Source organism: Ochrobactrum sp. BTU2, from assembly GCF_024539785.1.
Classification (GTDB): domain Bacteria; phylum Pseudomonadota; class Alphaproteobacteria; order Rhizobiales; family Rhizobiaceae; genus Brucella; species Brucella anthropi.
The window spans coordinates 953,483-976,361 of record NZ_JAHWRG010000001.1 but is presented as its reverse complement, the minus strand read 5'-3'; the positions used below and the strand labels follow the sequence as shown (position 1 = coordinate 976,361).

The window sequence follows — 22,879 nt, the reverse complement described above, 5'->3', positions numbered from 1 at the left end:
ACCGCTGCCGGATGACCGGCAGCGGCTGGTATTGCTTATTGATCGATCCACAGATCGTACCAACTGGAAGAATCCCAGCGCGGCGTGTTGTGGTGGTTCTTCAAGACCTTGTTGGTCACGCCGACGAACGGATGTTCGATGGCGAAGATGACCGGCAGGTCTTTCATCTCAAGCTGCTGGATCTGGTGATAAAGATCGGCGCGCTTGGTCGGGTCGAGCTCGCTCGCGGCCTTGTCGATCAGGCTGTCCATTTCGTCCGATTTGTAGTCGAACTGGTTGGACCATGCGGTGCCGACCGGAGCGCCGGAGCGCAGCCAGACGGTGGTGGAAACAGCCGGATCGGAGCGGAATTGGTGCCAGCCGCTTGCCGTGTCGAAGTCATGGTCACGATAGACACCGTTCAGAAAGCCCGGCGCATCGTTGGTCAGGATCTGGACGTCGATACCGACTTCCTTCATCGCCTGAGCATAATATTCGGCCCAGAGCTGCGTATATTCACCCCATGGTGCCGGGCGATGACGCAGCTTGAAGCGGATGCCGTCGGGGCCAGCCGGATAACCGGCTTCGTCGAGCAGTTTCTTCGCCTTTTCAACATCATACGGGTAGGTTTGGACCTGATCCGTGTAATTGGCGCCGCCGGCGCTTGGGATCGGGCCACGGCCCGGCTTGGCATAGCCGCGCATGATTGTCTTGATCGCAAAGTCGATATCGAGCGCGTGATAGATCGCCTGACGAACTTTCAGATTGGCAAGGATCGGATTGCGCAGATTGAACTCGATGGTCGAGTGGGCAACGTTGTTTTCGAAACCCTTGGTGCCGGTGTCGAAGCGGCCATCCTTCTGGAGGCGCTCGGTATCCGACATGGAAATGCCGTTGAAGGCGGTTTCCATCATTTCACCGGCTTCAAGCGCTGCGGCAGCAGCGGCCTTGTCCGGCATGAAACGCCAGACGATGCGGTCGAGATAAGGATATTCCTTGCCACGCCAGTAATCGTCGTTGCGCTCGGCAATGATGTGCTGGCCACGCTCATATTCGACGAACTTGAACGGTCCCGTGCCGACCGGTGCGGCGTTGTACTTGTTCTTGAGAATATCCGTGCCTTCATAAAGATGCTTCGGCACCGGATGACCGAGATCAGGCATGGCGGCGACGAGCAGCTCCAGCGGCATCGGCTTGGAATAGCGGAACACTGCCGTGTGCGGATCGGTGCAATCGACGGCTTCGAGATTGGCCTGAAGCGTGGTCGAATAGTTGAGCAGCTTCTTCCAGAGGTTCATCGCGCTGTACGAAACGTCATCGCAGGTGAAGGGCTGGCCGTCGTGCCAGCGCACATTCTCGCGCAGCTTGAAGGTGATAGCCTTGCCGTCTTCCGAGGAAGACCAGCTTGTCGCCAGAACCGGCACATAGCCCTCGTAGGTGCGATCGATCAGCGGCTCCATGATGCGGCCGGTGATCTGATAGACACCGGTGGAGGCGCGCAGCGCAGGGTTAAGCACACCCTGCTCGGTGTTCATATGGACGATGACAGTGCCGCCGCGCTTCACTTCTTCGGCGTGCGAAGACGCCGTCGCAAGCGAAAACGCCGCTAGAAACAGGCCAAGGCCAGCTTTTCTGATATGCATTCTCTGTTCCCCTGAAGGACGTTGAGGGAGGGCTTTCCAGCCTCTTTTCCCGCACGTCCCAATATTGTTCAAGCCCCTGAAATCGCAACGAAATGCCACCTCAGAGGGTCTTTATTGTATGCAAGCATTGATATGCTAGAATCCGTGGCGATAATGTCAAGATAAACTAATATCGCGGGCAAAATTGGTAAAATTTCTCGACCAGCCTGCGTTAATAAATGTCGATTTTCTACGACGGAGTTTGTTGATGAGCCAGAATTCCCCCGAGCAGAACGCAAACTCGGGCAAAAACGAGCGCGGCGCGGTCTGGATCACCGGCGCCGGGTCGGGCATCGGCGCTGCCATGGCGCGAAGGTTCGCACGCGAGGGCTGGCGGGTGGCGCTGACGGGCCGCAAGGCGGATGCACTTGCAGCGATTGCCGAGGCGATCGTCTCCAATGGTGGCGAGGCGCAGATATTTCCGGCGGATGTTCTCGACCGGGAGGCAGTTGCCGCTACTGCCGGAGCTATCGTCGAATGGGCAGGTCGTCTTGATGTGCTCTGCAACAATGCCGGTCTCAATATTCCGCGCCGTAGCTGGGCGGATATTGATTTCGATTCATGGGACGATGTCATCGACATCAACATCAAGGGTGCAATCAATGTGATTGCCGCTGCTCTGACGCCTATGCGTGCGCAGGGTGGTGGGTTGATGATCCACACATCGTCCTGGGCAGGGCGGTTTTCATCGCCCGGCGGCGGTGTTCCTTATGGTGCGTCCAAACATGCGCTCAACGATCTGAGCGCCAGCCTGAATGCGCAGGAAGGGCCGAACGGCATCCGGTCGACCGTGCTATGCCCCGGTGAGGTGGCGACGCCGCTTCTGGCGCGTCGTCCGGGCTTCGATCTCTCTCGCATGGATGATGTCATCCAGCCCGAGGATATGGCTGAAACCGCCCTCTATGTTGCCAATATGAATCCCAAGGTTACGATCCACGAGATTGTTCTGGCTCCGACCAAGAAATAGAAAAGGAAGTTTTGTATGTCTCATCCGGTCAAAGGCGTCGATCATATTTTCCTGCTGGTCGGCGATCTGGAGAAAAGTGCCGAACAATATCGCCGTTTCGGATTTACGCTGAGCCCGCGCGGCCTCCACAGCAAGGAAAAGGGCACCGGCAACTACACCATCATGTTTCCGGAGGATTATTTCGAGCTGCTCGGCATCGTCGCCGAGACGCCGGGCAATCTGCATCAGCGCGAGAAGCTGGCAGCGCAGGGCGAAGGTCTCCATGCCATTGCCTGCCGCATCGACAATGCGCGCGATGCCAAGGCGGAACTGGGCGTGCTGGGCATCAAGACCGGCGAGGTTGGCGCGTTTCAGCGTCCGGTAGAACTGCCGGGCGGTGGCGAGGGTGTTGCGGCTTTTGAAACGGTGTCTTTCGCGGAAAGTGAAGTGCCGCAAGGTATGGTCTTCATGTGCCAGCACAAGACCCGCGAAACAGTCTGGCTGCCGGAACTGATCGAACATGCAAATGGTGCAAATGGCCTTTCCGCCATTGTTGCCATCTCATCCGATCCGGAAGCCGCCGCCAAAGGTTTTGCCCGCCTGTACGCCAATGGCAAGGCAGAGGCACAGGATGGTGGCTGGAAGGTTTCGACAGGCTCACGTTCGGCAGACATATGGGTTGTGAGTGAGGAGAAAGCCGCTGCAATCTATCCCGGTGTGGATTTTGCCCGGACACCGGGCAAGGCTTTCGCCGTTCTGCGCATCCGGGTCGCATCGCTGGATAAGGCGCGCGGCGTTCTCGATGCCAACGGAATTTCCCACGTGAAGACATCTGCGGGCATCGCCGTGCTGCCGGAAAATGCCAGCGGCACGGTTCTGGAGTTCTCGGAACAGTAAGGGTTTGAGCAAGCGGGGCTGTGAGGCCCCGCTTTGCTAATCAGCGCGGAAAGCGCTGGTTTTCTTCCAGTACGTTCAGGTCCATGTGGTTGCGCATATAGCGCTCGGACGCCTTTTGCAGCGGCTGGTAGTCCCATGGATAATAGGCGCCGTTGCGCAACGCCGGATAGACGACGTGGCGACGAGCCTGACTGGCCCGGACGTCGGCATCGTAGCGTTCCAGATTCCAGCGTTTTTCAGCTTTGGCCAGAAGGTCGTCCAGAACGGTTTTGAATTCCGGCAGTTCCGCCAGATTGCGCAGCTCGTCGGGATCGTCGGCAAGGTTGAGCAATTGTGGCGGGTCGGCGCGGCACAGGTTGAGCTTCCAGTCGCCATCCCGCAGCGAGATCATTGGCGCAATGGTGCCTTCGGCTGCATATTCGACCGGAACCGCACCGCGTTCGGCTGTACCGGAGGCAACATCTGTCAGTGAAACGCCGTCGGCCCACGGCATGATGCCCTTGAGGTCGATCCCGGCAAGGTCGGCCAGTGTCGGCAGAACGTCGAGCGTCGAGACGGGCGCATCCACGCGGCCAGCCCGCAATTGCGGGGCCGCAATCATCAACGGGACGCGAGCGGAGCCATCGAAGAAGCTCATCTTGAACCACAGGCCGCGTTCGCCAAGCATATCGCCGTGATCGGAAGTGAAGACGACAATCGTGTCATCCGCCATGCCGCAGCGTTCGACGACATCGAGCAGGACGCCGATCTTGTCATCCACATAGGAGATATTGGCGAAATAGGCCTGACGTGCCGTGCGAACCTGTTCGCGGGTCAGATCGTAGTCCTCGGCCTTGCAGGCCCGTAACAGGCGTTCGGTGTGCGGGTCGATCTCGCTTTCAGCCAGCGGTCCGATTTTCGGATCAAGTTCGGGAATGCCCGCATAGAGATCGAAGAAGTGCTTGCGCGCTACGTAAGGGTCATGCGGATGTGTGAAACTGACCGTCAGACACCATGGCCGCTCGTCGTGGCCGCGCGCCAGATCATAGAGCTTTGCTTCGGCCTGATAGGCAACTTCATCGTCATATTCGAGCTGGTTGGTGATTTCGGCGGAACCCGCTCCGGTGATCGAACCGAGATTGTGATACCACCAGTCGATACGTTCACCGGGCTTGCGATAATCTGGCGTCCAGCCGAAATCCGCCGGGTAGATGTCGGTGGTGAGCCGCTGCTCGAAACCGTGCAGCTGATCCGGACCGACGAAATGCATCTTGCCGGAAAGCGCCGTCTGGTAGCCAGCGTTGCGGAGATGATGCGCATAGGTCGGGATTTCAGACGAAAACTCCGCAGCATTGTCATAGACGCCAGTTCGAAACGGCAACTGGCCCGACATGAACGATGCACGCGCCGGGGCACAGAGGGGGCTCGCGGTGTAGCAGTTGGCAAAACGGGCGGAATGTTCGGCAAGCTTTCTCAGATTGGGAACATGCAGGAATTCGGCCGGGCCGTCCGGAAAGAACGTGCCGTTCAGCTGATCGACCATGAGGATGAGGATATTCGGCTTTTTCATTGTGCGGGACCGTTGGCAAGTGTGGGAACGCGAAACGGCGGGCGCTGAAACGCCCGCCTGCAAACTGCGTGTTGTTCTCGGTTAAAGACCGAGGTTTGCCTTGACGGCTTCCGCGCCCGGTTCGCCCTTGAATGTGGTGACACCCGCAAGCCATTTGTCGATCTGGTCCGGATGCGCCTTCAGCCATTCCTTGGCGGCTGCAGGACCTTCCGCACCTTCATCGAGAATCTTGCCCATCAGCTCATTCTCGATATCGACAGTGAAAGTGAGGCTCTTGAAGAACGTTGCGGCATTCGGGCACTGCGCGGCCCAGCCGGTGCGGCCAAGCGTGTAGACTTCCGCGCCGCCGAAATTCGGGCCGAAATAGTCATCGCCACCCGCCAGATATTCTATCTTGAGCTTGTTGTTCATCGGGTGCGGCGCCCAGGCCAGAAACACGACCCATGCCTTATCCTTGTTCTTGCGATCCACCTGCGCGAGCATGGCCTGCTCGCTCGATTCCACCAGCTTCCAGCCATCGAGCTTGAACTTCTGGTCCTCGATGATTTTCTGGATGTTCTGGTTGGCAGGCGCACCCGGCTCGATGCCGTAGATTTCCTTGCCAAATTTGTCCGCATGGGCGGCAAGATCGGCAAAGTCCTTCACGCCTTCGCTTGCCACATAATCCGGCACGGCCAGAGTGAACTTCGCCCCTTCGAGATTCTTGACGATGACTTCGGCGGCTTTCGCCTTGTCGAGATCGTCGCGGAACTTCTGCTGTGCGGGCATCCAGTTGCCGAGGAAAACGTCAAGATTACCGGTCTTGAGCGCCTCATAGCCGATCGGCACGGACATGGTCTTTACATCGGGCTTATAGCCGAGACCTTCCAGCAGCACGCTTGCGACGGAGTTGGTGGAGGTGATGTCGGTCCAGCCCGGATCGGACAGCCGGATGGTTTCGCAAGCTGCGGGATCGGCAGCAGAAGCCGCTCCTGAAAGCCCCGCCAGTGCCGTGAACGTCAGTGCCGCAATCTTCAAGTAGCGCATTTTGTGACCCCTCCTATAGATTAAGACCAGTTATGTCTTATGTTCCTACTTTAAGGAGAACATCATTTAGGCTAAGGAAAAACCCATTCATTTTTTATCGAAGCTATAGAAAGTATTTATGGTTTCTCCATCCTGGGACCTTGGCAGCCTTGGCGTTTTCGAAGCGGTGGGACGATTGGAAAATCTGACCCTTGCAGCGCGTGAACTCGGCATGACGCAACCGGCCGTCAGCTATCAGATAAAACGCATCGAGGAGCGTCTGGGCGTCGCATTGTTCGCTCGACGGGCCCGTGGTGTCGAGATATTGCCCGAGGGCCGCATTCTTTATGAAGCAGTGCGCTCCGGTCTCGATGGAATCGATGAGGCTGTGCAGCAGATCAAACGCCGTCAGCGGGCGCCGGGACTGCGGATCGCGACCGACTATGGCTTCGCGACATTCTGGCTGATGCCGCGTGTCGCGCAGTTTCGCCCGAAACATCCGGAGGTGGATGTGCGCATCACGGCATCTTCCATGCTCCAGCCGCTCGACCGGCGTGACGCGGATATTTCGGTCCTTTTCGGCGGTCGCGAGGATTTCCCCAAGGACGCTATCGCCTTCATCGGTGAAAAAGTCGTGCCGGTCTGTTCGCCAACCTATCTTGCCGAGCATGGCCCGTTTCCGGATGGGAAACGGCTGGGTACCGCTTCACTGCTGCATCTTGATACGCTGCAGGGTGATCGCTGGTTCACATGGCAGTCATGGCTCGATGCTATCGGTGAGGACATCGAGGACGGCAATTACGGGCTGGTCTTCAACACCTATAATCTGGTGATCGAGGCAGCCATTGCCGATCAGGGGGTGGCGCTTGGCTGGGCGGGGCTGATCGACGGGGCCGTGCAGCGCGGGCAGCTTGTCCATGCTTGCGAGGTGTCGCAGACGAGCGACAAAGGTTATTGGCTGGTCTTCAATCCGGACATTTCTGCGGGCGCGCGCAAGCTCGCACTGGAATTGCTGCAAGCAGCAGACGAAAGCTGATATTGTAAGAAAGCAGTCGCGATCCTACTTTTGCACATCATTCAATATCTGACGCGCTTGCCAAAAGCGCGCGGTTTTTTAAGAGGTGTCGATATGATTACCTGGAACCGGATCGATGAAACGAATTGAACTTCTGATCGAAAATATCATTCTGGCGTCACGCTGGCTGCTGGTTGTCTTCTATCTCGGTCTCGCCGTTGCGCTGGCGATCTATGCTGTATCCTTCGTGGGCAAGCTGTTCGATTTTGCAACGAAAGTTACCGCGCTGAATGATACCGACACGATCCTGAAAGTCCTCGGGCTCATCGACGCGGCGTTGATTGCGAGCCTCGTGGTGATGGTCATCATTTCGGGCTATGAGAATTTCGTCAGCCGCTTCGATCAGGCTGGCGACGAGGTGCATTGGCTTGGCACCATCGATGCGGGCTCGCTCAAGATCAAGGTTGCCTCGACCATCGTGGCGATCTCGTCGATTCATCTGCTGCAGATATTCCTCAACGCCACCACCTACACGTCAAACCAGTTGCTGTGGTTCACCATCATCCATCTGGCATTCGTGTTTTCGGCGCTGTTCCTCGCCTATATCGACAAGCTCACGGCCAAGGATAAAGGCGGGGCTAGAGGCAAGGGCAAGATCGAGCCGAATATCTGATGCTCTCGGATATAATTCATTGAAAAGACCCGGCTTTTGCCGGGCCTTTTGTTTTGAAAGACGAATGCAGTAAAGTTGGTTTCAATCAATGTGAAGAAGCTGCCGATATGCATTGCTGGCAGCGGTGTGGCTCCATTTCAACCTTGTGCTAGACTGACCTTCTTTGAGAGGAAGGGCTGACCATGACACGTCTGACGGCGAAGGATTTCCCGCAAGAACTTCTCGAACTCTACGATTTCTATGCCCATGGCCGGATAACCAAACGAGAGTTTCTGGACAAGGCTGCAAAGTTTGCGGTCGGCACTATGACGGCCACAACCATACTCGCCTCGCTCAGTCCCGATTATGCGATGGCGCAACAGGTCGAATTCACCGATCCCGATATCCATCCCGAATACATCACCTATCCGTCACCTGAAGGAAACGGCGAGGTTCGAGCCTATCTGGTGCGACCGGCCAAGCTGCAGGGCAAGCTGCCCGCCGTCGTGGTAGTGCACGAAAATCGCGGACTGAACCCGTATATCGAAGACGTCGCCCGCCGTGTCGCAAAGGCCGGTTTCATCGCACTCGCGCCCGACGGTCTCACCTCGGTTGGTGGCTATCCCGGCAATGACGATAAGGGCCGTGAATTACAGCAGCAGGTCGACCCGACCAAGCTGATGAACGACTTCTTTGCGGCGGTCGATTTCATGATGAAAAGCGATCTGACGACCGGAAAGGTCGGCATTACCGGCTTTTGCTATGGCGGTGGTGTTGCCAATGCGGCGGCGGTCGCCTTTCCGGAACTCGCAGCCGCTGTGCCTTTCTATGGCAGGCAGGCTCCGGCGGATGAAGTGTCGCGCATCAAGGCGCCTATCCTGTTGCACTATGCCGAACTGGACACCCGCATCAATGAGGGCTGGCCCGCTTATGAGGAAGCGTTGAAAAAGAACGGCAAGACCTACGAGGCTTACATCTATCCGGGCGTCAATCATGGCTTCCACAACGATTCCACACCGCGCTACGACGAAGCGGCGGCGAAGCTTGCATGGGACCGGACAATCGAATGGTTCAAGCGCTATCTGGCCTGAAGTTAGAGCATGTCTCCCGAAAGTGGCGACCGGTTTCGGGATGAAGACATGCGTGAAAACAAACAGATAGGGTGCCGATCTGATGCAATCAGATCGAAACGCGCTCTAGGCCTTCGCTTTCAGGGCCTTGAAGACGTTGACGGCTATCACGACGACAATGCCGATTAGAACCGCAAGCACAGCCTGCAGGAAGGAGGTGGCGATCCATTCGAAGGCGGCTGAAAACCGGGTGCCCTCGGTCGGCAGGTGCGAGACGATGGAATGGATGAAGGCTTCAACGCTATGGATGCCGATGGAATCCAGCCCATGTACGATGATGCTGCCGCCGACCCAAAGCATGGCGATGGTGCCGACAGTGCTCAGAACCTTCAATATGATGGGCATGCCTGCGACCAGCCCCTTGCCGAGTTGCCTGCCGAAAGCAGTGTGACTGTTGCGCACGAGCGAAACACCCATATCGTCGAGCTTCACGATGATGCCGACCACGCCATAAACGGCGAAGGTGATCAATATGCCGACTGCGGCGAGGATGGCCGCCTGCGTATAAATGTTCGACGGAGCCAGGCCCGCCAGCGTCAGCGCCATGATTTCCGCCGACAGGATGAAGTCCGTGCGGATCGCACCGCTGACGGTTGTTTCCTCAATCTCCTTGGCAGTCGTGCCCTTGGTTTCCTCATGTTCCTCTTCCTTGTGCGGGATGAAGAACTCCACCAGCTTTTCCGTTCCTTCAAAGGCCAGATAGACACCGCCGATCATCAGAAGCGGCATGATGAAGGATGGTGCGAAATAGCCGAGGATGAGCGCCAGCGGCAGCAGGACGATGAGCTTGTTGCGCAGCGATCCCTTGGTGATTTTCCAGATGACCGGCAATTCACGTTCCGGCTTTAGCCCCACAACATATTTCGGCGTAACGGCCGTATCATCAATCACGATGCCTGCAGCCTTGGCGCTGGCCTTTGCCGTCTGTCCTGCAACATCGTCGAGCGAAGCTGCCGCCATTTTCGCAATGGCTGCGACATCATCGAGAAGCGCGAACAAGCCGGACGCCATGGGGAACCTTTCTATATTGCTGTTGCAGGTAGCTAAACTTTGAATGGGCAGTACGTCTAGATGGAAATCATCATTGCCTGCAACTGTATCTGAAATCGATACAATCTGTGCATGATTGTCAATGTTTCAATGATCATACCGATGGCTATATTGGCGGTAACACAACAGGAGAGATAGCCATGCTTAATCAGATCAAGGGCCTCCACCACGTGACCTCGCTTGCCGCCGATGCGCGCTCCAATAACCGCTTTTTCACCGATACTCTGGGACTGCGCCGCGTCAAGAAGACCGTCAATTTCGACGATCCGAGTGTCTATCATCTCTATTATGGTGATGAACTAGGCACGCCCGGCACTGTCATGACCTATTTCCCGTTTCCCGGCATGCCGCGCGGTCGCGATGGTACGGGCGAGGTGGGGACGACGGTATTTGCCGTGCCGCAGGGTTCTCTTGGCTTCTGGAAGGATCGTTTCGAGCAATCCGCCGTCAAGATTGAATCCGAAGACGAAGCGTTCGGCGAAAAGCGTATCCATTTCCGTGGACCGGATGGCGACAGTTTTGCACTGGTTGAAGTGAAGGACGATCCGCGTGCGCCGTGGGCACATGAGGGGATTGATGCTGAGCACGCCATCCGTGGCTTTCATTCGGTCTCGATGCGGCTTCGCGACGAAGGCGCGACCTCGGAATTGCTGAAATATATGGGATACCAGAAGCTCGATGCGAAGGACGGTGTCACCCGGCTCATCATGCCGGAAGGCAATGGTGCGGGCGTCATCGATCTGGAAACCTTGCCAGCAGTTGGTCGCAACCAGCAGGGTGCCGGTTCCGTGCATCACGTGGCATTCGCCGTCGAAAACCGCGAGAAGCAGCTGGAGGTGCGCAAGGCGCTGATGGATACGGGCTATCACGTCACACCGGTCATCGACCGCGATTACTTCTGGGCGATCTATTTCCGCACGCCGGGCGGCGTGCTGTTCGAGGTGGCGACCAACGAGCCCGGTTTCGACCGCGACGAGGATACGGCCCATCTCGGTGAAGCGCTGAAGCTGCCGGAGCAGCACCAACATCTGCGTGGCTATCTCGAAGAGCATCTGGACAAGATCTGAAGACGTCGGGACAGGAGATTGAACATGACAATCCAAACCTATGAGCACCGGCTGAAGGCCGGTGCGAACGGAGCGCCGCTGTTCATCGTGTTTCACGGTACGGGCGGCGATGAAAACCAGTTTTTCGGTCTGGCGGAACAGCTTTTGCCGGAAGCGACCATCGTGTCGCCACGCGGTGATGTGTCGGAATATGGCGCTGCGCGCTTCTTCCGCCGCACAGGCGAGGGCGTCTACGATATGGAAGACCTCGCTCGCGCCACCGACAAGATGGCCGGTTTCATCGCTGGCCTTGTGGCGCAGCACAAGCCATCCGAAGTGATCGGGCTCGGCTATTCCAATGGCGCCAATATCATGGCGAACCTGCTGATCGAGAAAGGCAGGGTGTTCGACAAGGCGGCACTTCTGCATCCGCTGGTGCCATTCAGGCCGAAGGACAATCCGGCGCTCGAAGGCGCGAAAATTCTGATGACTGCCGGGCGGATGGACCCGATCTGTCCGCCGGATCTGACAGAAGCGCTTGCACATTATTTCGAGCGCCAGAAAGCTGATGTCGAGCTGGTCTGGCATCCGGGCGGGCACGAGTTGCGCCAGACGGAACTGGCCGCCGTTCAGTCACTGCTCCAGAATTAAGCTCAAAGCCACCGTTCAATTTTGTACGGCGGCATTATTGTTCTGGCTCTCTTGTAAAAAACAATATACATTATATTTAATTGTATATTGAAAATAGGGTGCCATGATGGATGCGATTTCGGGCCGAGCGCCAGCCCATGAAAACAAGATGACGCGCACGGAAATGGAGGGGCGGGCAACCGAGGTTGCCGAACTCCTCAAGACGCTGTCGCATCCGGCGCGGCTTATGCTGGCCTGCACGCTTGCAGAACGGGAATATTCGGTTGGAGAGCTGGAGGAAGCGCTTGGCATTCACCAGCCGACACTGTCGCAGCAGCTGGGCGTGCTGCGCGAAGCGGGCATTGTCGAAACCCGTCGCGAAGCGAAGCAGATTTTCTACCGGCTGACGGAAGCCAAGGCCGCACAACTCATCGAGGCGCTTTACGGCATTTTTTGTGCACCGGAGGAGCGGGCATGATCACAACCTATCTGCAATCATTGGCAGGCGGCATGTTGCTCGGTCTTTCCGCAGTCCTGCTGCTTGTCTTCAATGGGCGCATCGCCGGGATCAGCGGCATCGTCGGGCGGCTTCTGGGCGGCAAACAGGTTCCAGCCAATGCGGTCTTTGTCGTCGGCCTCGTTCTGGGGCCGATTATCTATGCGGCAATTTATGGTTCCTTTCCCCCGGTCACGATGGCTATGTCCTGGCCCGTCATCGTCGTGGCAGGACTTCTGGTCGGTATCGGAACGCGGATGGGATCGGGCTGCACATCCGGTCATGGCATCCTCGGCATGGCGCGGTTTTCCAGGCGTTCGATAGCCGCAACGCTCACCTTTCTTGTAACCGGCATCGTGGTGGCCAGCATTTCGGGAGCATTGCTATGAAACAGTCGGCATATGCGCGTCTGGCCATGACGCTGCTTGCGGGCGCGATCTTTGGTTTTGGCCTGTCGCTGTCGGGCATGATCGATCCGTCGCGGGTGACGGGTTTTCTGAATATTACCAGCGGTCACTGGGACCCGAGTCTTGCCTTCGTGCTGGGCGGTGCCCTCCTGGTGGCTATCCCCGGCGTGATGTTGCAGCGGCGTATGGCGCGGCCGGTGCTGGACCAGTCTTTCCATCTGCCGGAGAATACTGAGATCGACCGTCGGTTGATTACCGGTTCTGCCATTTTCGGTGCGGGTTGGGGGCTGGCAGGCTTTTGTCCAGGCCCTGTCGTGTCCGCACTGTCCATGGGGATGCCGCAGGTATGGCTCTTCGTTGCAATGATGGTTTTGGGAATGATTTTCCACGATCGTATTATGACGAAGTATTCATAGGAAAATCATTCCGGGCGGCGAAATTCCGGACAAAAGGCAGCAGAAGCATTCAAATCTTGAACTCTTTGGTCAAATTACCCTTTTAATAGGGAGATGAATGAGTTAGGCACCCTCTGAATGATCTTGAGGGAACCGTGCCATGGCTGGATTGCTGAAACGTTTTGCCGGATATTATCGTCCGCATCGTGGGCTGTTCGCGCTGGATTTTACCAGCGCCGTGGCGTCCGGCCTGCTTGAGCTTGCCTTTCCGGTTGCCGTTACGCTTTTCATCGACAAGCTGTTGCCGACCGGCCAGCTTGGCGTGATCGCCATTGCTGCGGTCGGCCTGCTGGCCATCTACGTCGTCAATGCCTTCCTGCAGGTTATCGTGACCTATTGGGGGCATATGCTCGGCATCAAGATCGAGACGGAGATGCGCCGCAAGGCCTTCGATCATCTGCAGAAACTCTCCTTCGGCTTCTTCGATAATCAGAAGACCGGCCATCTTGTGGCGCGACTGACCAAGGATCTGGAAGAGATCGGCGAAGTGGCGCATCACGGACCGGAAGATGTCTTCATCGCGATCATGACCCTGATCGGCGCCTTCATCCTGATGCTGTGGGTGCATCCGCAGCTTGCGCTGATTACCGCCGTCATCGTACCGCTGTCGGCCTATGTCACCGCCCGCTATGGCGGACGCATGACGCACACATGGCACGCGCTTTACCGGCGCGTCGGTGATTTCAACGCGCGTATCGAGGAGAATGTCGGCGGCATCCGTGTCGTTCAGGCCTTCACGAACGAAGATCATGAACGCCAGCTTTTCGCGGAGAGCAACGACAAGTATCTCGCCACCAAACTCGCCGCCTACAAGATCATGGCCGCGTCGATGTCTCTGTCCTATCTGTCGATGCGCTTTGTGCAGGTCGTGGTGATGCTGGCAGGCGCATGGTTCGTGGTGCGCGGCGAACTGACGGCTGGTGGATTTGTCGGCTTCCTGCTGCTGGTGAATGTGTTCTTCCGCCCGATTGAAAAGATCAATTCGGTCATCGAAACCTATCCGAAAGGCATTGCCGGTTTTCAGCGTTATACGGAGTTTCTCGACACGCGCCCGGATATTGCAGACCGCCCCGGTGCGCAGTCCGTTGCACGTCTGACCGGCGATATCGAATATCGCGATGTCAGTTTCGGCTATAGTACCGAGCGCCCCATTGTCGACGGTCTCGATATTTCCATTCGTGCTGGCGAAACGATTGCCTTTGTTGGTCCTTCCGGTGCAGGCAAGACGACGATCTGCTCGCTGCTGCCGCGTTTCTATGATGTGACGAAGGGCGCGATTCTTGCCGACGGCAGCGACATTCGCGATATGACCCTGAAGTCTCTGCGGTCGAATATCGGTATTGTCAGTCAGGATGTGTTCCTGTTCGCCGGAACGATCCGCGAAAACATCGCCTATGGCCGTCTTGATGCGACTGACGCGGAAATCGTCGAGGCCGCGCGCCGCGCGCGGCTTGATGGCGTGATTGCCAATCTGCCGGAAGGCTATGACACGGTTATTGGTGAGCGTGGCGTCAAGCTTTCCGGCGGGCAGAAGCAGCGCATGGCCATTGCGCGCATATTCCTGAAGAACCCGCCGATCCTGATCCTCGATGAGGCGACTTCCGCACTCGATACGGAAACCGAACGTGCCATCCAGCAATCGCTCGCCGAGCTTTCACAGGGGCGCACGACGCTGGTGATCGCACACCGCCTTGCAACCATCGTCAATGCCGACCGCATTCTGGTGGTGGAGGGCGGACGGATCGCCGAACAGGGCAGTCATGCCGAGCTTCTGGCCATGAAGGACGGACGCTACAAGCGCCTGCATATTGCGCAGGCCGGGCTGGATCAGGGGCATTATTCAGCGGCGGAATAGGCTGATCTGCACATCAGGATACGCTTAAGAAAGGCGGCCTTTGGCCGTCTTTTTTATTGTCTGACAACGAGCGGAAGAGTTTCCTTTGATATCTGATGTATCAGATATTGACATATCAGATTCGCTGTTTCAGGATCGGAGCGTGAATTCAGTGACAAACAGGTGTTGCCTTGGGTGATAACGTTTCCCCCCTTTCTCCGATCAAGGTGAAGAGCCTCAGAGACCATGTGCATGACAATCTGCGGGAGGCGATTATTTCCGGGCGGATCAAGTCCGGCGAAAAGCTGAATGAGAGGCAGCTGGCATCCGATCTGGGCATCAGCACGAGCCCTTTGAAAGAAGCGCTGCGCCAGCTGGAAGGAGAAGGGCTGGTGCGCACGGAGGCCCGTCGTGGAACGTTCGTCTCGTTCAATGCGCGGCAGGCCGAAGAGATGACGCTCGCTCGTGCCGCGCTTGAAAGCATCATTGCGCGGCAGGCGGCCAAGCATGGCGGCGAGGAGGCGTTCGGCTTTCTTCGCGCGGTGATTGAAGAAATGCGGGCGGCGGTCGAGGCAGGCAATGTCGATCAGCTGATCGAGCTGAACGAGAAGTTCCACGACGGCATCCATGAGGCATCGGGATGTGAATATCTGCGCCGGTTGCAAAATGCACAGCGCATGTACGACCACGCCGCAAGGGTGACTGTTCTGTCGCGCGAGGATGTGCGTCGGCAGTCCTTCAACGAGCATGAAGCAATCATGAAGGCAATTACGGCACGTAACGGCGATCTGGCTGAGCGTCTGATGCGCGAACACATCGTGAAAGCGGGAGACACGCATATCGAACTGGTCTTCTGACCAGTACATTGGGAGGAAATAATGGATCTAGCGGAATACCGCCGGGTGCTTCGGGGCATTTCGGGTGTGCACGCGACTGCCTATGATACAGATGGTGAAATCGATGACGCGCTGACGGCGAAAATTGTCGAGCGGATCGCCGGCGCCGGTGTGCATAATATTGTTACCGGCGGCAATACGGGCGAGTTCTACAGCATGACTGTGGATGAGGTCATCCGCTTGCAGGCTATCGCGGTGAAAGCGGCAAATGGCAAGGCTGCAGTGACAGCCGCAGCTGGCCGTTCCGTGCGTGATGCGATCAGGATTTCACAAGCAGCACAAGCCGAAGGTGCCGATGGCGTGATGATCCATCATCCGCTTGATCCCTTTGCGGCGCCGCATGCGCAGGTGGATTATTTCATTGCGATTGCCGAAGCCATAGACTTGCCAATCGTTGCCTATATCCGTTCGGATCTGATTCCGCTCGATGAAATGGTGCGCCTTGCGACCCATGCCAAGGTCGCAGGCGTCAAGTTTGCATCGCAAAACACGATGCTCTTCTTCGAATGCTGTCGGGCGACAAAAGGCATGGATGCGACCTGGATCTGCGGCTTGGCGGAAAGCTGGGCCTTGCCTTTCTATGCCCTTGGTGGCCGCGGCTTTACCTCTGGCCTCGTGAATGTTGCACCGAAGCGTTCGCTGGCGGTCTGGAATGCGCTGGAAGCGGGAGATTTCGCAAAAGCGCGGGCGGTAGTCGAAAGCATTGCCGATTTCGAGACCATGCGCACCAAGTACCGTAATGGCGCGAACGTGACTGTTGTGAAGGAAGCGTTGCAAATTCAGGGGTTTGAGGTCGGAAAAGTGCGACTACCCGGATTGCCACAGCTTGAAGCGAATGATCGCGAGGTGCTCCAGACAATCGTCTCGGGCTGGGAGACTGATGGCATTGTCTGACAAATGAAACCCGGCCGTCCTGACAGGGAGAAGAGGGGCGCACCGGAAACCAAAAAGTGGAGGAGAACATGAATAAGGGAATTTCACGTCGTACATTCATGGCGGGGGCCGGAATTGCAACTGGCATGGGTATCATGCTGCCGAAAGGCGTATGGGCACAGTCGGCGAAACTGCCGTCTTCGCCGGTGGCGCTCAACGTCATCGATGCTGCAGGCAATCTTGCTCTGACCCAGCCGATCTTCGACAATTTCGCTGCCGAGCAGAAAGCGCTGGTTTCGCGCTTTACCTTCAACAAGGCACCGGCGCCGGAACTACCGGGGAAAATCAAGGCGCAACAGCGCGCCAACCGCATCGATATCGACATGGTGATCGTCGGGCCGGATGCGCTTTCCGCCGGACTTGCCGATGACATATGGACCGACATCATCGCGTTGCCGGATAACGGCTTGCCGAATCTTCAGGATATCTATCTTGAACCCGCATGGCGTATGCAGGAAATGTCGAAGGGCAAGGGCGTTGTGGTTTCCTATTATCCATCTGGCCCCCTTCTTGAATATCACCCCGACAAGGTGAAGACACCGCCCAAGACCGCTGAAGAACTGCTGGCCTGGACGAAGGAAAACCCGAACAAGTTCATCTATGCTCGCCCGGCCAATTCCGGTCCGGGGCGCACCTTCCTGATGGGGCTTCCCTATCTTCTGGGTGATAGTGATCCGAAGGACCCGGTCAAGGGGTGGGACAAAACCTGGGCCTATCTGAAGGAGCTGCACAAGAATATTGAATACTACCCGGCAGGTACGGGCGCGCTCATGAAGGAACTGGGTGAAGGCACGCGCGATATGACGGTGACCACCACTGGCTGGGACATCAATCCGCGTGCGCTCGGTGTGGTGCCGAAGGAAATGGGCGTCAGCAAGCTGGAAGGCTTCCACTGGGTTTGCGATGCGCATTACTTCGCCATTCCCAAGGGCGTGTCCGAGGAAAAAATCGCAGTGCTGATGGAGTTCATCAAGTTCTCGCTCAAGCCCGACCAGCAGGCCTATTCCTACGATGCCGGTTATTTCTATCCGGGTCCTGCTGTGAAGGACGTCACCATCGAAATGGCGCCGAAGGAAAGCCAGAACATCATCGCGGAGTTTGGCCGTCCGGAGTATGCCGACTGGATTGCAAATAATCCGATCGAGCTGCCGCTCGAACCGGAGGCGCTGGTCGCTGCATTCCGCCGCTGGGACGAAGAGGTCGCCGCTGGTTGATTGACCGAAGGCTGGGTGGTGGGCCGTGAAGGGCTCGCCACTGGCCGCTGATAGTCGCCAATTCTAAATCATGGTGCTTGTGTCAATGTCCTTTCAAGAACTCCGGCTCGACCGGATGAGCCGATCATTCGGAACTTTCAATGCGCTGAGGGAAATCAACCTCACAATCCGGAAAGGCGAGTTCATCGCACTTCTGGGACCTTCCGGCTGCGGGAAATCGACGGCTCTCAATTGCATCGCCGGACTTCTCGGCACGACGAGCGGTGGCATCTATATCGATGAACGGCGCGTGGACCAGTTGAAGCCGGAGGATCGCGGTTTCGGCATGGTGTTCCAGAACTATGCGCTGTTTCCGCATATGAATGTCCTGCAAAATGTCGGGTTCGGTCTCAAGATGCGCGGTCTGGCAAAAAGCGAAATAGAAAAACGTGCACGCGCTGCATTGGCTTTGGTGCGCCTGCAAGGACAGGAAGAAAAACTGCCGGGACAGCTTTCCGGTGGCCAGCAGCAGCGCGTGGCAATTGCCCGCGCCATCGTCATCGAGCCGCCGGTGGTTCTCATGGATGAGCCGCTTTCCAATCTCGATGCGAAGTTGCGGCTTGAGATGCGAGCCGAAATCCGCCGCATCCATAACCAGCTCGGCTCAACGACGATCTATGTGACCCACGATCAAGACGAAGCCCTGTCGCTGGCCGACCGCATCGTGGTCTTGCGCGACGGTGAAATCCGTCAGGTCGGCAAACCGCACGAGCTTTATGAAGAGCCCCGCTATCGTGATGTCGCCGCCTTCATGGGTTTCCGCAACGCCTTGCCAGGCAAGGTCGTGCGCGTCGAGAACGGGCAGGCGATCATTTCCGTCGCGGGAAACGAACTCGTTGGCCGTGCGATGGATGGGCTTGAGCCGGGTGACGATGCCGTGCTGATGGCACGCGGCGATGATGTCGTGTCCGGTTCGGGTCATCGCAATGACCTGCAGGCGACCGTCGAGACCATCGAATATCGAGGGCGCGAATATGTCGGTACAGCCCGCACCGAAACCGGGATGGAGCTGATCTTTCATGGGCCGCAGGGCGTGGAGCCCGGCAGTGGTATCGTGTTGGGCGTCGATGCTGGTCATGCGCTGGTTTTCCCGGCGGAGGGCTGAGCGATGGTGGCTGAGACCTACGCGGATGCACCGCTTAAGCCCGGTTTGCGACAACGGCTTGCAAATCACGGCTTCGACGGCGTCACCTTTCTGATCCTGCCCGCGCTGCTCTTTGTGGTGGGTGTATTCATCTATCCGTTTCTTTACGGGCTAGTTCTGTCCTTCAATCCAATTGATGGCGGCGGTGCACTGGCCAATTACCACAAGTTCTTCTCCGATCCCTATCTTTACAAGACCATCGGCGCGACGCTTTGGCTTGCGGTTCCCGTCACCGTCATCAGTGTTCTTTTCGCGGTTCCAATTGCCATGCGCGTGCGTCTGATGCCGCGCCAGCGCCTGCTGACCACGATCCTCGTTCTGCCGGTGACGCTCGGCACGGTTCTGATTGCGGAAGGCCTTCTGAATTATCTGGGGCCGCAGGGCTGGTTCAGCCGCACGCTGATTTATATCGGCCTGATCGACAACCCGCTGAAGCTCACCAACAATTACTGGGGCGTCTTTGCATCTCTGGTCATCACGGTTTTTCCGTTCACCTTCCTGCTGACGCTTTCCTACATAACCGGCATCGACCCAGCGCTGGAGCGCGCCGCTGCCACGCATGGCGCCAATAGCTGGCAACGTTTCCGCTACGTCATGTTGCCCCTGCTGGTGCCAGGGCTGGTCGTGGCCGCCTGTCTCACCTTCGTGCAAGCCTTTGCCGTGTTTCCGTCCGCCGTCCTGCTGGGCGCGCCTTCGGGGCCTACGCGCGTGATCTCCATCGCCGCAGCCCAGGCAGCCTTCGAGCAATATGACGACTCCATGGCTTCATCCATCGCCATGATCATGGCGGCAGTGCAATTGCTCGTCGTCGGCGCGCTTCTCGGGGTGCGTTCGCTCTTCTATCGCGGTTCCACCGCAGGCGGAAAGGGATAGTCATGATCCGCGATACATCCATCCTTTCCAAGCTCTGGATCACCCTTGTCTGGCTTGTGACCGGCTTCTTCGTGCTGAATGTTCTGGCGGTTATCACGGCTGTGGTGGTTTCGAGTTTCGGCACGCGCTGGCTCGGCACATGGTTGCCCGATGCGTTTACCACACGCTGGTATGCGGCGGCCTGGGCCGAGTTCCAGCTCGATCAGGTGCTGCTGGTCACCTTTCAGGTCGTCTTTGCTGTGGTGATCCTGTCGGGCATTCTGGGCGTGACGGCGGCTTATGCCATGGCGCGCCGCGATTTTCCCGGCAAGAAGCTTGTGCTTCTGATCTTCCTGCTGCCGCTTCTGGTGCCGCCGATAACCTTCGGCATTCCGCTGGCAACCGTGCTTTACAAGTTCGGGGTGGGCGGCACGTTCTGGGGCGTCGTTCTCGCCAATCTCGTGCCGACTGTGCCCTTCGTCATTCTGGTGATGATCCCCTTCATCGAGCAGATCGACCCGAAGGTCGAGGCAGCAGCGCGCGTGTTCGGTGCGGGCACGTTCAAGCTCTTCATCCATGTGCTTCTGCCCATGCTGATGCCGGGTGTGCTCGCGGCCATGCTTCTGGTTCTGGTGCGCACGGTGGCAATGTTCGAGCTGACCTTCCTGACCGCAGGGCCGACATCGCAGACGCTCGTTGTGGCGCTCTATTATTCGGTGTTCGCTGCCGGGGTACGCTCCGTCCAGTCGATCGACGCCATGGCGGTCATTTACATGGTCACCTCTCTGGTGTGGCTGCTTCTGGCGCTGCGTTTCGTCAATCCGACGCAGATCGTTGCGCGCAACCGTCAACCGTCCGCGCATTGAGGCACAACAGGATGAAAATCACCGCTATTGAAACGGTGCAGCTTCCGCACCTCAACAACATAGTGTGGGTGCAGGTCCATACCGACGATGGCATTGTCGGCCTTGGCGAGACATTTCGCGGCGCAAATGCAGTTGCGGCTTATATCCATAGCGATATCGCGCCGCTGCTTGTCGGCCAGAACCCGCTGGAGATCGACCGCATCTCCAAACTGCTGCTGGAGTCCTATGTCGGCTTTCGCTCGTCGGGCGTGGAAATTCGGGCAGCCTCGGCAATCGACATCGCGCTCTGGGATATATTCGGCAAGGTGACTGGCCAGCCGATCCACCAGCTGCTCGGCGGCCTGTCTCGACAATCGATCCGCACCTACAATACCTGCGCGGGCTACACCTATAACAAAAGCGGCGCGCGCCGATATATCGGTGATGCCGACGAGGCGAAGGAAGGGCCCTACGAGGACCAGCTCGCATTCCATCGCGACGCAGGGGCCTTGGCTGAGAGCCTTCTGTCGGAAGGCATCACGGCCATGAAAATCTGGCCCTTCGACCCGTTCGCTGTCGCATCCGGCGGAAATTTCATCCATGCCGGCGATCTCGACAAGGCGCTGGCACCGTTTCGCCAGATACGCGATGCGGTCGGCGAGCGGATGGAAATCATGGTCGAGTTCCACTCCATGTGGGACTTGACGTCGGCTCTGGCCATTGCGCGCGAACTGAAAGCCTTCCGGCCATTCTGGTCGGAAGACCCGATCAAGATGATGAACCCGCAGGCGCTGGCCGTTTACGCACGCCAGTCCGGCATTCCGGTCTGTGCCAGCGAAACCATGGCGACGCGTGCGCAATTTCTCGATGTCCTACGCGCCGATGCCTCCGATTATGTCATGCTCGACATTTCATGGTGTGGCGGGCTTTCGGAAGCGAAGAAGATCGCCACCATGGCCGAGGCATTCCAGCGCCCCATTGCGCCGCATGACTGCACTGGTCCGGTGGTGTTCGCGGCCTCCGTCCATCTGTCGCTCAACGCGCCCAACGCGATCTTTCAGGAATCTGTGCGGGCCTATTACACCTCGTGGTATCGCGATCTGGTGACGGTGATGCCGCGCATAGAGAAGGGCATGATCTATCCGTTCGAAGGAGCGGGTCTTGGATTGGAGTTGTCTGATTTCGTATTCAGTCATCCCGATGTCATTCGGAAAAAGACGGGAGCTGAATGATGGGACCGTTTCGCTGCATAGCCGATCTGCGCGGGCAACTGATGGAAAGTCCGGTCTGGGATGACCGCAGGGGAACACTTTTTGCCTGCGATATCTATGGGCGCCGCATATATGAAATCGACATTGACGCCGATAGAGGTGTGCTTCGTGAATGGTCCTTTACAAGCGAGGTAGCAAGCTTCGGATTGACAGAAAGCGGACGTCTCGTGGTGGCGCTTTCACGTGAGGTTGTCCTGTTTGATCCTGAAACCGGCATCCGTGAACCGCTATGGGCGGGGTACGATGAGCCGGGAACATCCCGCCTCAATGACGGCAAGGTCGGTCCTGACGGTGCGTTCTGGATCGGCAGCATGGATGGCCGTCCTGAGCGGCAAGCCATCGCGCGGCTCTACCGAGTAACATGGGACGGCGAGGCTTCTGTCAAGGCCGAGGGTTTTGAGATTTCTAATGGTCTGGCGTGGACGGCGGACGGCAGAACCATGTTCCATACGGATTCCCGCGGGCCGTGGATCGACCGTTATGACTTCGACCCGGAGACCGGTGAGATTAGTGGGCGCAAGCGCATTTGTGACCTCGATGAGCAAAGCGGCAGGCCGGATGGCGGTGCCTGCGATGCTGAGGGTGCTTATTGGAGCGCGGGTGTATCCGCTGGCATTCTGAATCGCTTCGACCGCGAGGGCAATCTGCTTGAAAAGGTTCTGGTACCGGTTCCGGCTCCAACGATGCCCTGTTTTTGCGGACCAGACCTGACACTTCTGGCCATCACCTCGCATCGCCAGTTGCCGGAAGCGACCCTGGAGGCCGCACCTCGGTCGGGTGGCGTATTTCTGGCGCAGGCTTCGGTTGCAGGAGCCCCCCTGGCCCGGATGAACGGAGTGTAACGTGATCGCGCAGGCACTCCTGAATATTTGTTTTGAATATCATCTCGAAGCCGTTTTACGCCCTTCGGGA

General features: G+C 57.6%; 23 protein-coding genes. 19 read left to right on the top strand and 4 right to left on the bottom strand.

Annotation, left to right across the window (positions count from 1 at the left end; translation table 11 throughout):
* Positions 1–35: 35 nt before the first annotated feature.
* Positions 36–1,622: an ABC transporter substrate-binding protein gene (locus KWJ32_RS04505; RefSeq protein ID WP_012092755.1), complete on the bottom strand. Its 1,587-nt coding sequence runs from the start codon at positions 1,620–1,622 to the stop codon at positions 36–38.
* 247 nt (positions 1,623–1,869) lie between these two features.
* On the opposite strand from KWJ32_RS04505, the gene KWJ32_RS04500 reads away from it, so the two are divergent.
* Positions 1,870–2,628 carry an SDR family oxidoreductase gene (locus tag KWJ32_RS04500; RefSeq protein ID WP_012092756.1) on the top strand — a complete coding sequence of 253 codons (759 nt, stop codon included), beginning with the start codon at positions 1,870–1,872 and terminating at the stop codon, positions 2,626–2,628.
* 15 nt (positions 2,629–2,643) lie between these two features.
* Positions 2,644–3,504: a VOC family protein gene (locus KWJ32_RS04495; protein ID WP_012092757.1), complete on the top strand. Its 861-nt coding sequence runs from the start codon at positions 2,644–2,646 to the stop codon at positions 3,502–3,504.
* A gap of 40 nt (positions 3,505–3,544) precedes the next feature.
* Here KWJ32_RS04495 and betC read toward each other — a convergent pair whose 3' ends face one another.
* A complete protein-coding gene (gene betC / locus KWJ32_RS04490) occupies positions 3,545–5,053 on the bottom strand; it encodes a choline-sulfatase (RefSeq protein WP_012092758.1) in 1,509 nt (502 codons plus the stop codon).
* 81 nt (positions 5,054–5,134) lie between these two features.
* A complete protein-coding gene (choX, locus tag KWJ32_RS04485; protein WP_012092759.1) occupies positions 5,135–6,079 on the bottom strand; it encodes a choline ABC transporter substrate-binding protein in 945 nt (314 codons plus the stop codon).
* Between the two features lie 118 nt (positions 6,080–6,197).
* Here choX and KWJ32_RS04480 point away from each other — a divergent pair, with 118 nt between their 5' ends.
* From KWJ32_RS04480 to yghX, 3 genes are all read left to right on the top strand, one after another.
* Positions 6,198–7,094 (top strand): LysR substrate-binding domain-containing protein, encoded by an 897-nt coding sequence (locus tag KWJ32_RS04480; protein ID WP_151609566.1) that lies wholly within the window; start codon positions 6,198–6,200, stop codon positions 7,092–7,094.
* 115 nt (positions 7,095–7,209) lie between these two features.
* Positions 7,210–7,746: a TIGR00645 family protein gene (locus tag KWJ32_RS04475; RefSeq protein ID WP_125302333.1), complete on the top strand. Its 537-nt coding sequence runs from the start codon at positions 7,210–7,212 to the stop codon at positions 7,744–7,746.
* A 182-nt stretch (positions 7,747–7,928) separates the two neighbouring features.
* Positions 7,929–8,816: a YghX family hydrolase gene (gene yghX / locus KWJ32_RS04470; RefSeq protein ID WP_125334145.1), complete on the top strand. Its 888-nt coding sequence runs from the start codon at positions 7,929–7,931 to the stop codon at positions 8,814–8,816.
* Between the two features lie 105 nt (positions 8,817–8,921).
* Here the strand turns inward: yghX and KWJ32_RS04465 are convergent, their stop codons facing one another.
* Positions 8,922–9,866 carry a DUF808 domain-containing protein gene (locus tag KWJ32_RS04465; protein WP_151609565.1) on the bottom strand — a complete coding sequence of 315 codons (945 nt, stop codon included), beginning with the start codon at positions 9,864–9,866 and terminating at the stop codon, positions 8,922–8,924.
* A 179-nt stretch (positions 9,867–10,045) separates the two neighbouring features.
* Between KWJ32_RS04465 and KWJ32_RS04460 the strand changes: the two genes are divergently transcribed.
* The 14 genes from KWJ32_RS04460 (at position 10,046) to KWJ32_RS04395 (ending at position 22,809) form a co-directional block, all read left to right on the top strand.
* Positions 10,046–10,972 carry a VOC family protein gene (locus KWJ32_RS04460; RefSeq protein WP_151609563.1) on the top strand — a complete coding sequence of 309 codons (927 nt, stop codon included), beginning with the start codon at positions 10,046–10,048 and terminating at the stop codon, positions 10,970–10,972.
* 24 nt (positions 10,973–10,996) lie between these two features.
* Positions 10,997–11,602, top strand: coding sequence for an alpha/beta hydrolase (locus KWJ32_RS04455; protein WP_012092763.1), 606 nt, complete (start codon positions 10,997–10,999; stop codon positions 11,600–11,602).
* Between the two features lie 148 nt (positions 11,603–11,750).
* Entirely contained in the window at positions 11,751–12,059 is a 309-nt protein-coding gene (gene bigR / locus KWJ32_RS04450; RefSeq protein ID WP_029927764.1) for a sulfite-sensing transcriptional repressor BigR, read from the top strand.
* Positions 12,056–12,466, top strand: coding sequence for a YeeE/YedE thiosulfate transporter family protein (locus tag KWJ32_RS04445; RefSeq protein WP_012092765.1), 411 nt, complete (start codon positions 12,056–12,058; stop codon positions 12,464–12,466). The genes bigR and KWJ32_RS04445 overlap by 4 nt, the downstream gene beginning before the upstream one ends.
* Positions 12,463–12,900 (top strand): YeeE/YedE family protein, encoded by a 438-nt coding sequence (locus tag KWJ32_RS04440; protein ID WP_012092766.1) that lies wholly within the window; start codon positions 12,463–12,465, stop codon positions 12,898–12,900. The genes KWJ32_RS04445 and KWJ32_RS04440 overlap by 4 nt, the downstream gene beginning before the upstream one ends.
* 139 nt (positions 12,901–13,039) lie before the next feature.
* Positions 13,040–14,794 carry an ABC transporter ATP-binding protein gene (locus KWJ32_RS04435; protein ID WP_151609561.1) on the top strand — a complete coding sequence of 585 codons (1,755 nt, stop codon included), beginning with the start codon at positions 13,040–13,042 and terminating at the stop codon, positions 14,792–14,794.
* A gap of 227 nt (positions 14,795–15,021) precedes the next feature.
* Positions 15,022–15,630 carry a GntR family transcriptional regulator gene (locus KWJ32_RS04430; RefSeq protein ID WP_010658533.1) on the top strand — a complete coding sequence of 203 codons (609 nt, stop codon included), beginning with the start codon at positions 15,022–15,024 and terminating at the stop codon, positions 15,628–15,630.
* A gap of 21 nt (positions 15,631–15,651) precedes the next feature.
* Complete coding sequence (locus KWJ32_RS04425) at positions 15,652–16,563, top strand: dihydrodipicolinate synthase family protein (protein ID WP_010658534.1); 912 nt, start codon at positions 15,652–15,654, stop codon at positions 16,561–16,563.
* A 98-nt stretch (positions 16,564–16,661) separates the two neighbouring features.
* On the top strand, positions 16,662–17,816 hold the full coding sequence (locus tag KWJ32_RS04420; protein ID WP_231771617.1) for an extracellular solute-binding protein: 1,155 nt from the start codon (positions 16,662–16,664) through the stop codon (positions 17,814–17,816).
* A 70-nt stretch (positions 17,817–17,886) separates the two neighbouring features.
* Positions 17,887–18,960 carry an ABC transporter ATP-binding protein gene (locus tag KWJ32_RS04415; RefSeq protein ID WP_172488812.1) on the top strand — a complete coding sequence of 358 codons (1,074 nt, stop codon included), beginning with the start codon at positions 17,887–17,889 and terminating at the stop codon, positions 18,958–18,960.
* A gap of 3 nt (positions 18,961–18,963) precedes the next feature.
* A complete protein-coding gene (locus KWJ32_RS04410) occupies positions 18,964–19,872 on the top strand; it encodes a sugar ABC transporter permease (protein ID WP_012092771.1) in 909 nt (302 codons plus the stop codon).
* 2 nt (positions 19,873–19,874) lie between these two features.
* On the top strand, positions 19,875–20,717 hold the full coding sequence (locus KWJ32_RS04405) for an ABC transporter permease subunit (RefSeq protein WP_012092772.1): 843 nt from the start codon (positions 19,875–19,877) through the stop codon (positions 20,715–20,717).
* 11 nt (positions 20,718–20,728) lie between these two features.
* Positions 20,729–21,928, top strand: coding sequence for a mandelate racemase/muconate lactonizing enzyme family protein (locus tag KWJ32_RS04400; RefSeq protein ID WP_012092773.1), 1,200 nt, complete (start codon positions 20,729–20,731; stop codon positions 21,926–21,928).
* A complete protein-coding gene (locus KWJ32_RS04395) occupies positions 21,925–22,809 on the top strand; it encodes an SMP-30/gluconolactonase/LRE family protein (RefSeq protein WP_012092774.1) in 885 nt (294 codons plus the stop codon). The genes KWJ32_RS04400 and KWJ32_RS04395 overlap by 4 nt, the downstream gene beginning before the upstream one ends.
* Positions 22,810–22,879 lie beyond the last annotated feature (70 nt).

What these genes read in the sequence shown, in the direction of transcription:
- KWJ32_RS04505 (WP_012092755.1), bottom strand. Translation starts at nt 1,622, where the DNA reads ATGCATATCAGAAAAGCTGGCCTTGGCCTGTTTCTAGCGGCGTTTTCG.
- KWJ32_RS04500 (WP_012092756.1), top strand. Translation starts at nt 1,870, where the DNA reads ATGAGCCAGAATTCCCCCGAGCAGAACGCAAACTCGGGCAAAAACGAG.
- KWJ32_RS04495 (WP_012092757.1), top strand. Translation starts at nt 2,644, where the DNA reads ATGTCTCATCCGGTCAAAGGCGTCGATCATATTTTCCTGCTGGTCGGC.
- betC (WP_012092758.1), bottom strand. Translation starts at nt 5,053, where the DNA reads ATGAAAAAGCCGAATATCCTCATCCTCATGGTCGATCAGCTGAACGGC.
- choX (WP_012092759.1), bottom strand. Translation starts at nt 6,079, where the DNA reads ATGCGCTACTTGAAGATTGCGGCACTGACGTTCACGGCACTGGCGGGG.
- KWJ32_RS04480 (WP_151609566.1), top strand. Translation starts at nt 6,198, where the DNA reads ATGGTTTCTCCATCCTGGGACCTTGGCAGCCTTGGCGTTTTCGAAGCG.
- KWJ32_RS04475 (WP_125302333.1), top strand. Translation starts at nt 7,210, where the DNA reads ATGAAACGAATTGAACTTCTGATCGAAAATATCATTCTGGCGTCACGC.
- yghX (WP_125334145.1), top strand. Translation starts at nt 7,929, where the DNA reads ATGACACGTCTGACGGCGAAGGATTTCCCGCAAGAACTTCTCGAACTC.
- KWJ32_RS04465 (WP_151609565.1), bottom strand. Translation starts at nt 9,866, where the DNA reads ATGGCGTCCGGCTTGTTCGCGCTTCTCGATGATGTCGCAGCCATTGCG.
- KWJ32_RS04460 (WP_151609563.1), top strand. Translation starts at nt 10,046, where the DNA reads ATGCTTAATCAGATCAAGGGCCTCCACCACGTGACCTCGCTTGCCGCC.
- KWJ32_RS04455 (WP_012092763.1), top strand. Translation starts at nt 10,997, where the DNA reads ATGACAATCCAAACCTATGAGCACCGGCTGAAGGCCGGTGCGAACGGA.
- bigR (WP_029927764.1), top strand. Translation starts at nt 11,751, where the DNA reads ATGACGCGCACGGAAATGGAGGGGCGGGCAACCGAGGTTGCCGAACTC.
- KWJ32_RS04445 (WP_012092765.1), top strand. Translation starts at nt 12,056, where the DNA reads ATGATCACAACCTATCTGCAATCATTGGCAGGCGGCATGTTGCTCGGT.
- KWJ32_RS04440 (WP_012092766.1), top strand. Translation starts at nt 12,463, where the DNA reads ATGAAACAGTCGGCATATGCGCGTCTGGCCATGACGCTGCTTGCGGGC.
- KWJ32_RS04435 (WP_151609561.1), top strand. Translation starts at nt 13,040, where the DNA reads ATGGCTGGATTGCTGAAACGTTTTGCCGGATATTATCGTCCGCATCGT.
- KWJ32_RS04425 (WP_010658534.1), top strand. Translation starts at nt 15,652, where the DNA reads ATGGATCTAGCGGAATACCGCCGGGTGCTTCGGGGCATTTCGGGTGTG.
- KWJ32_RS04420 (WP_231771617.1), top strand. Translation starts at nt 16,662, where the DNA reads ATGGCGGGGGCCGGAATTGCAACTGGCATGGGTATCATGCTGCCGAAA.
- KWJ32_RS04415 (WP_172488812.1), top strand. Translation starts at nt 17,887, where the DNA reads ATGGTGCTTGTGTCAATGTCCTTTCAAGAACTCCGGCTCGACCGGATG.
- KWJ32_RS04410 (WP_012092771.1), top strand. Translation starts at nt 18,964, where the DNA reads ATGGTGGCTGAGACCTACGCGGATGCACCGCTTAAGCCCGGTTTGCGA.
- KWJ32_RS04405 (WP_012092772.1), top strand. Translation starts at nt 19,875, where the DNA reads ATGATCCGCGATACATCCATCCTTTCCAAGCTCTGGATCACCCTTGTC.
- KWJ32_RS04400 (WP_012092773.1), top strand. Translation starts at nt 20,729, where the DNA reads ATGAAAATCACCGCTATTGAAACGGTGCAGCTTCCGCACCTCAACAAC.
- KWJ32_RS04395 (WP_012092774.1), top strand. Translation starts at nt 21,925, where the DNA reads ATGATGGGACCGTTTCGCTGCATAGCCGATCTGCGCGGGCAACTGATG.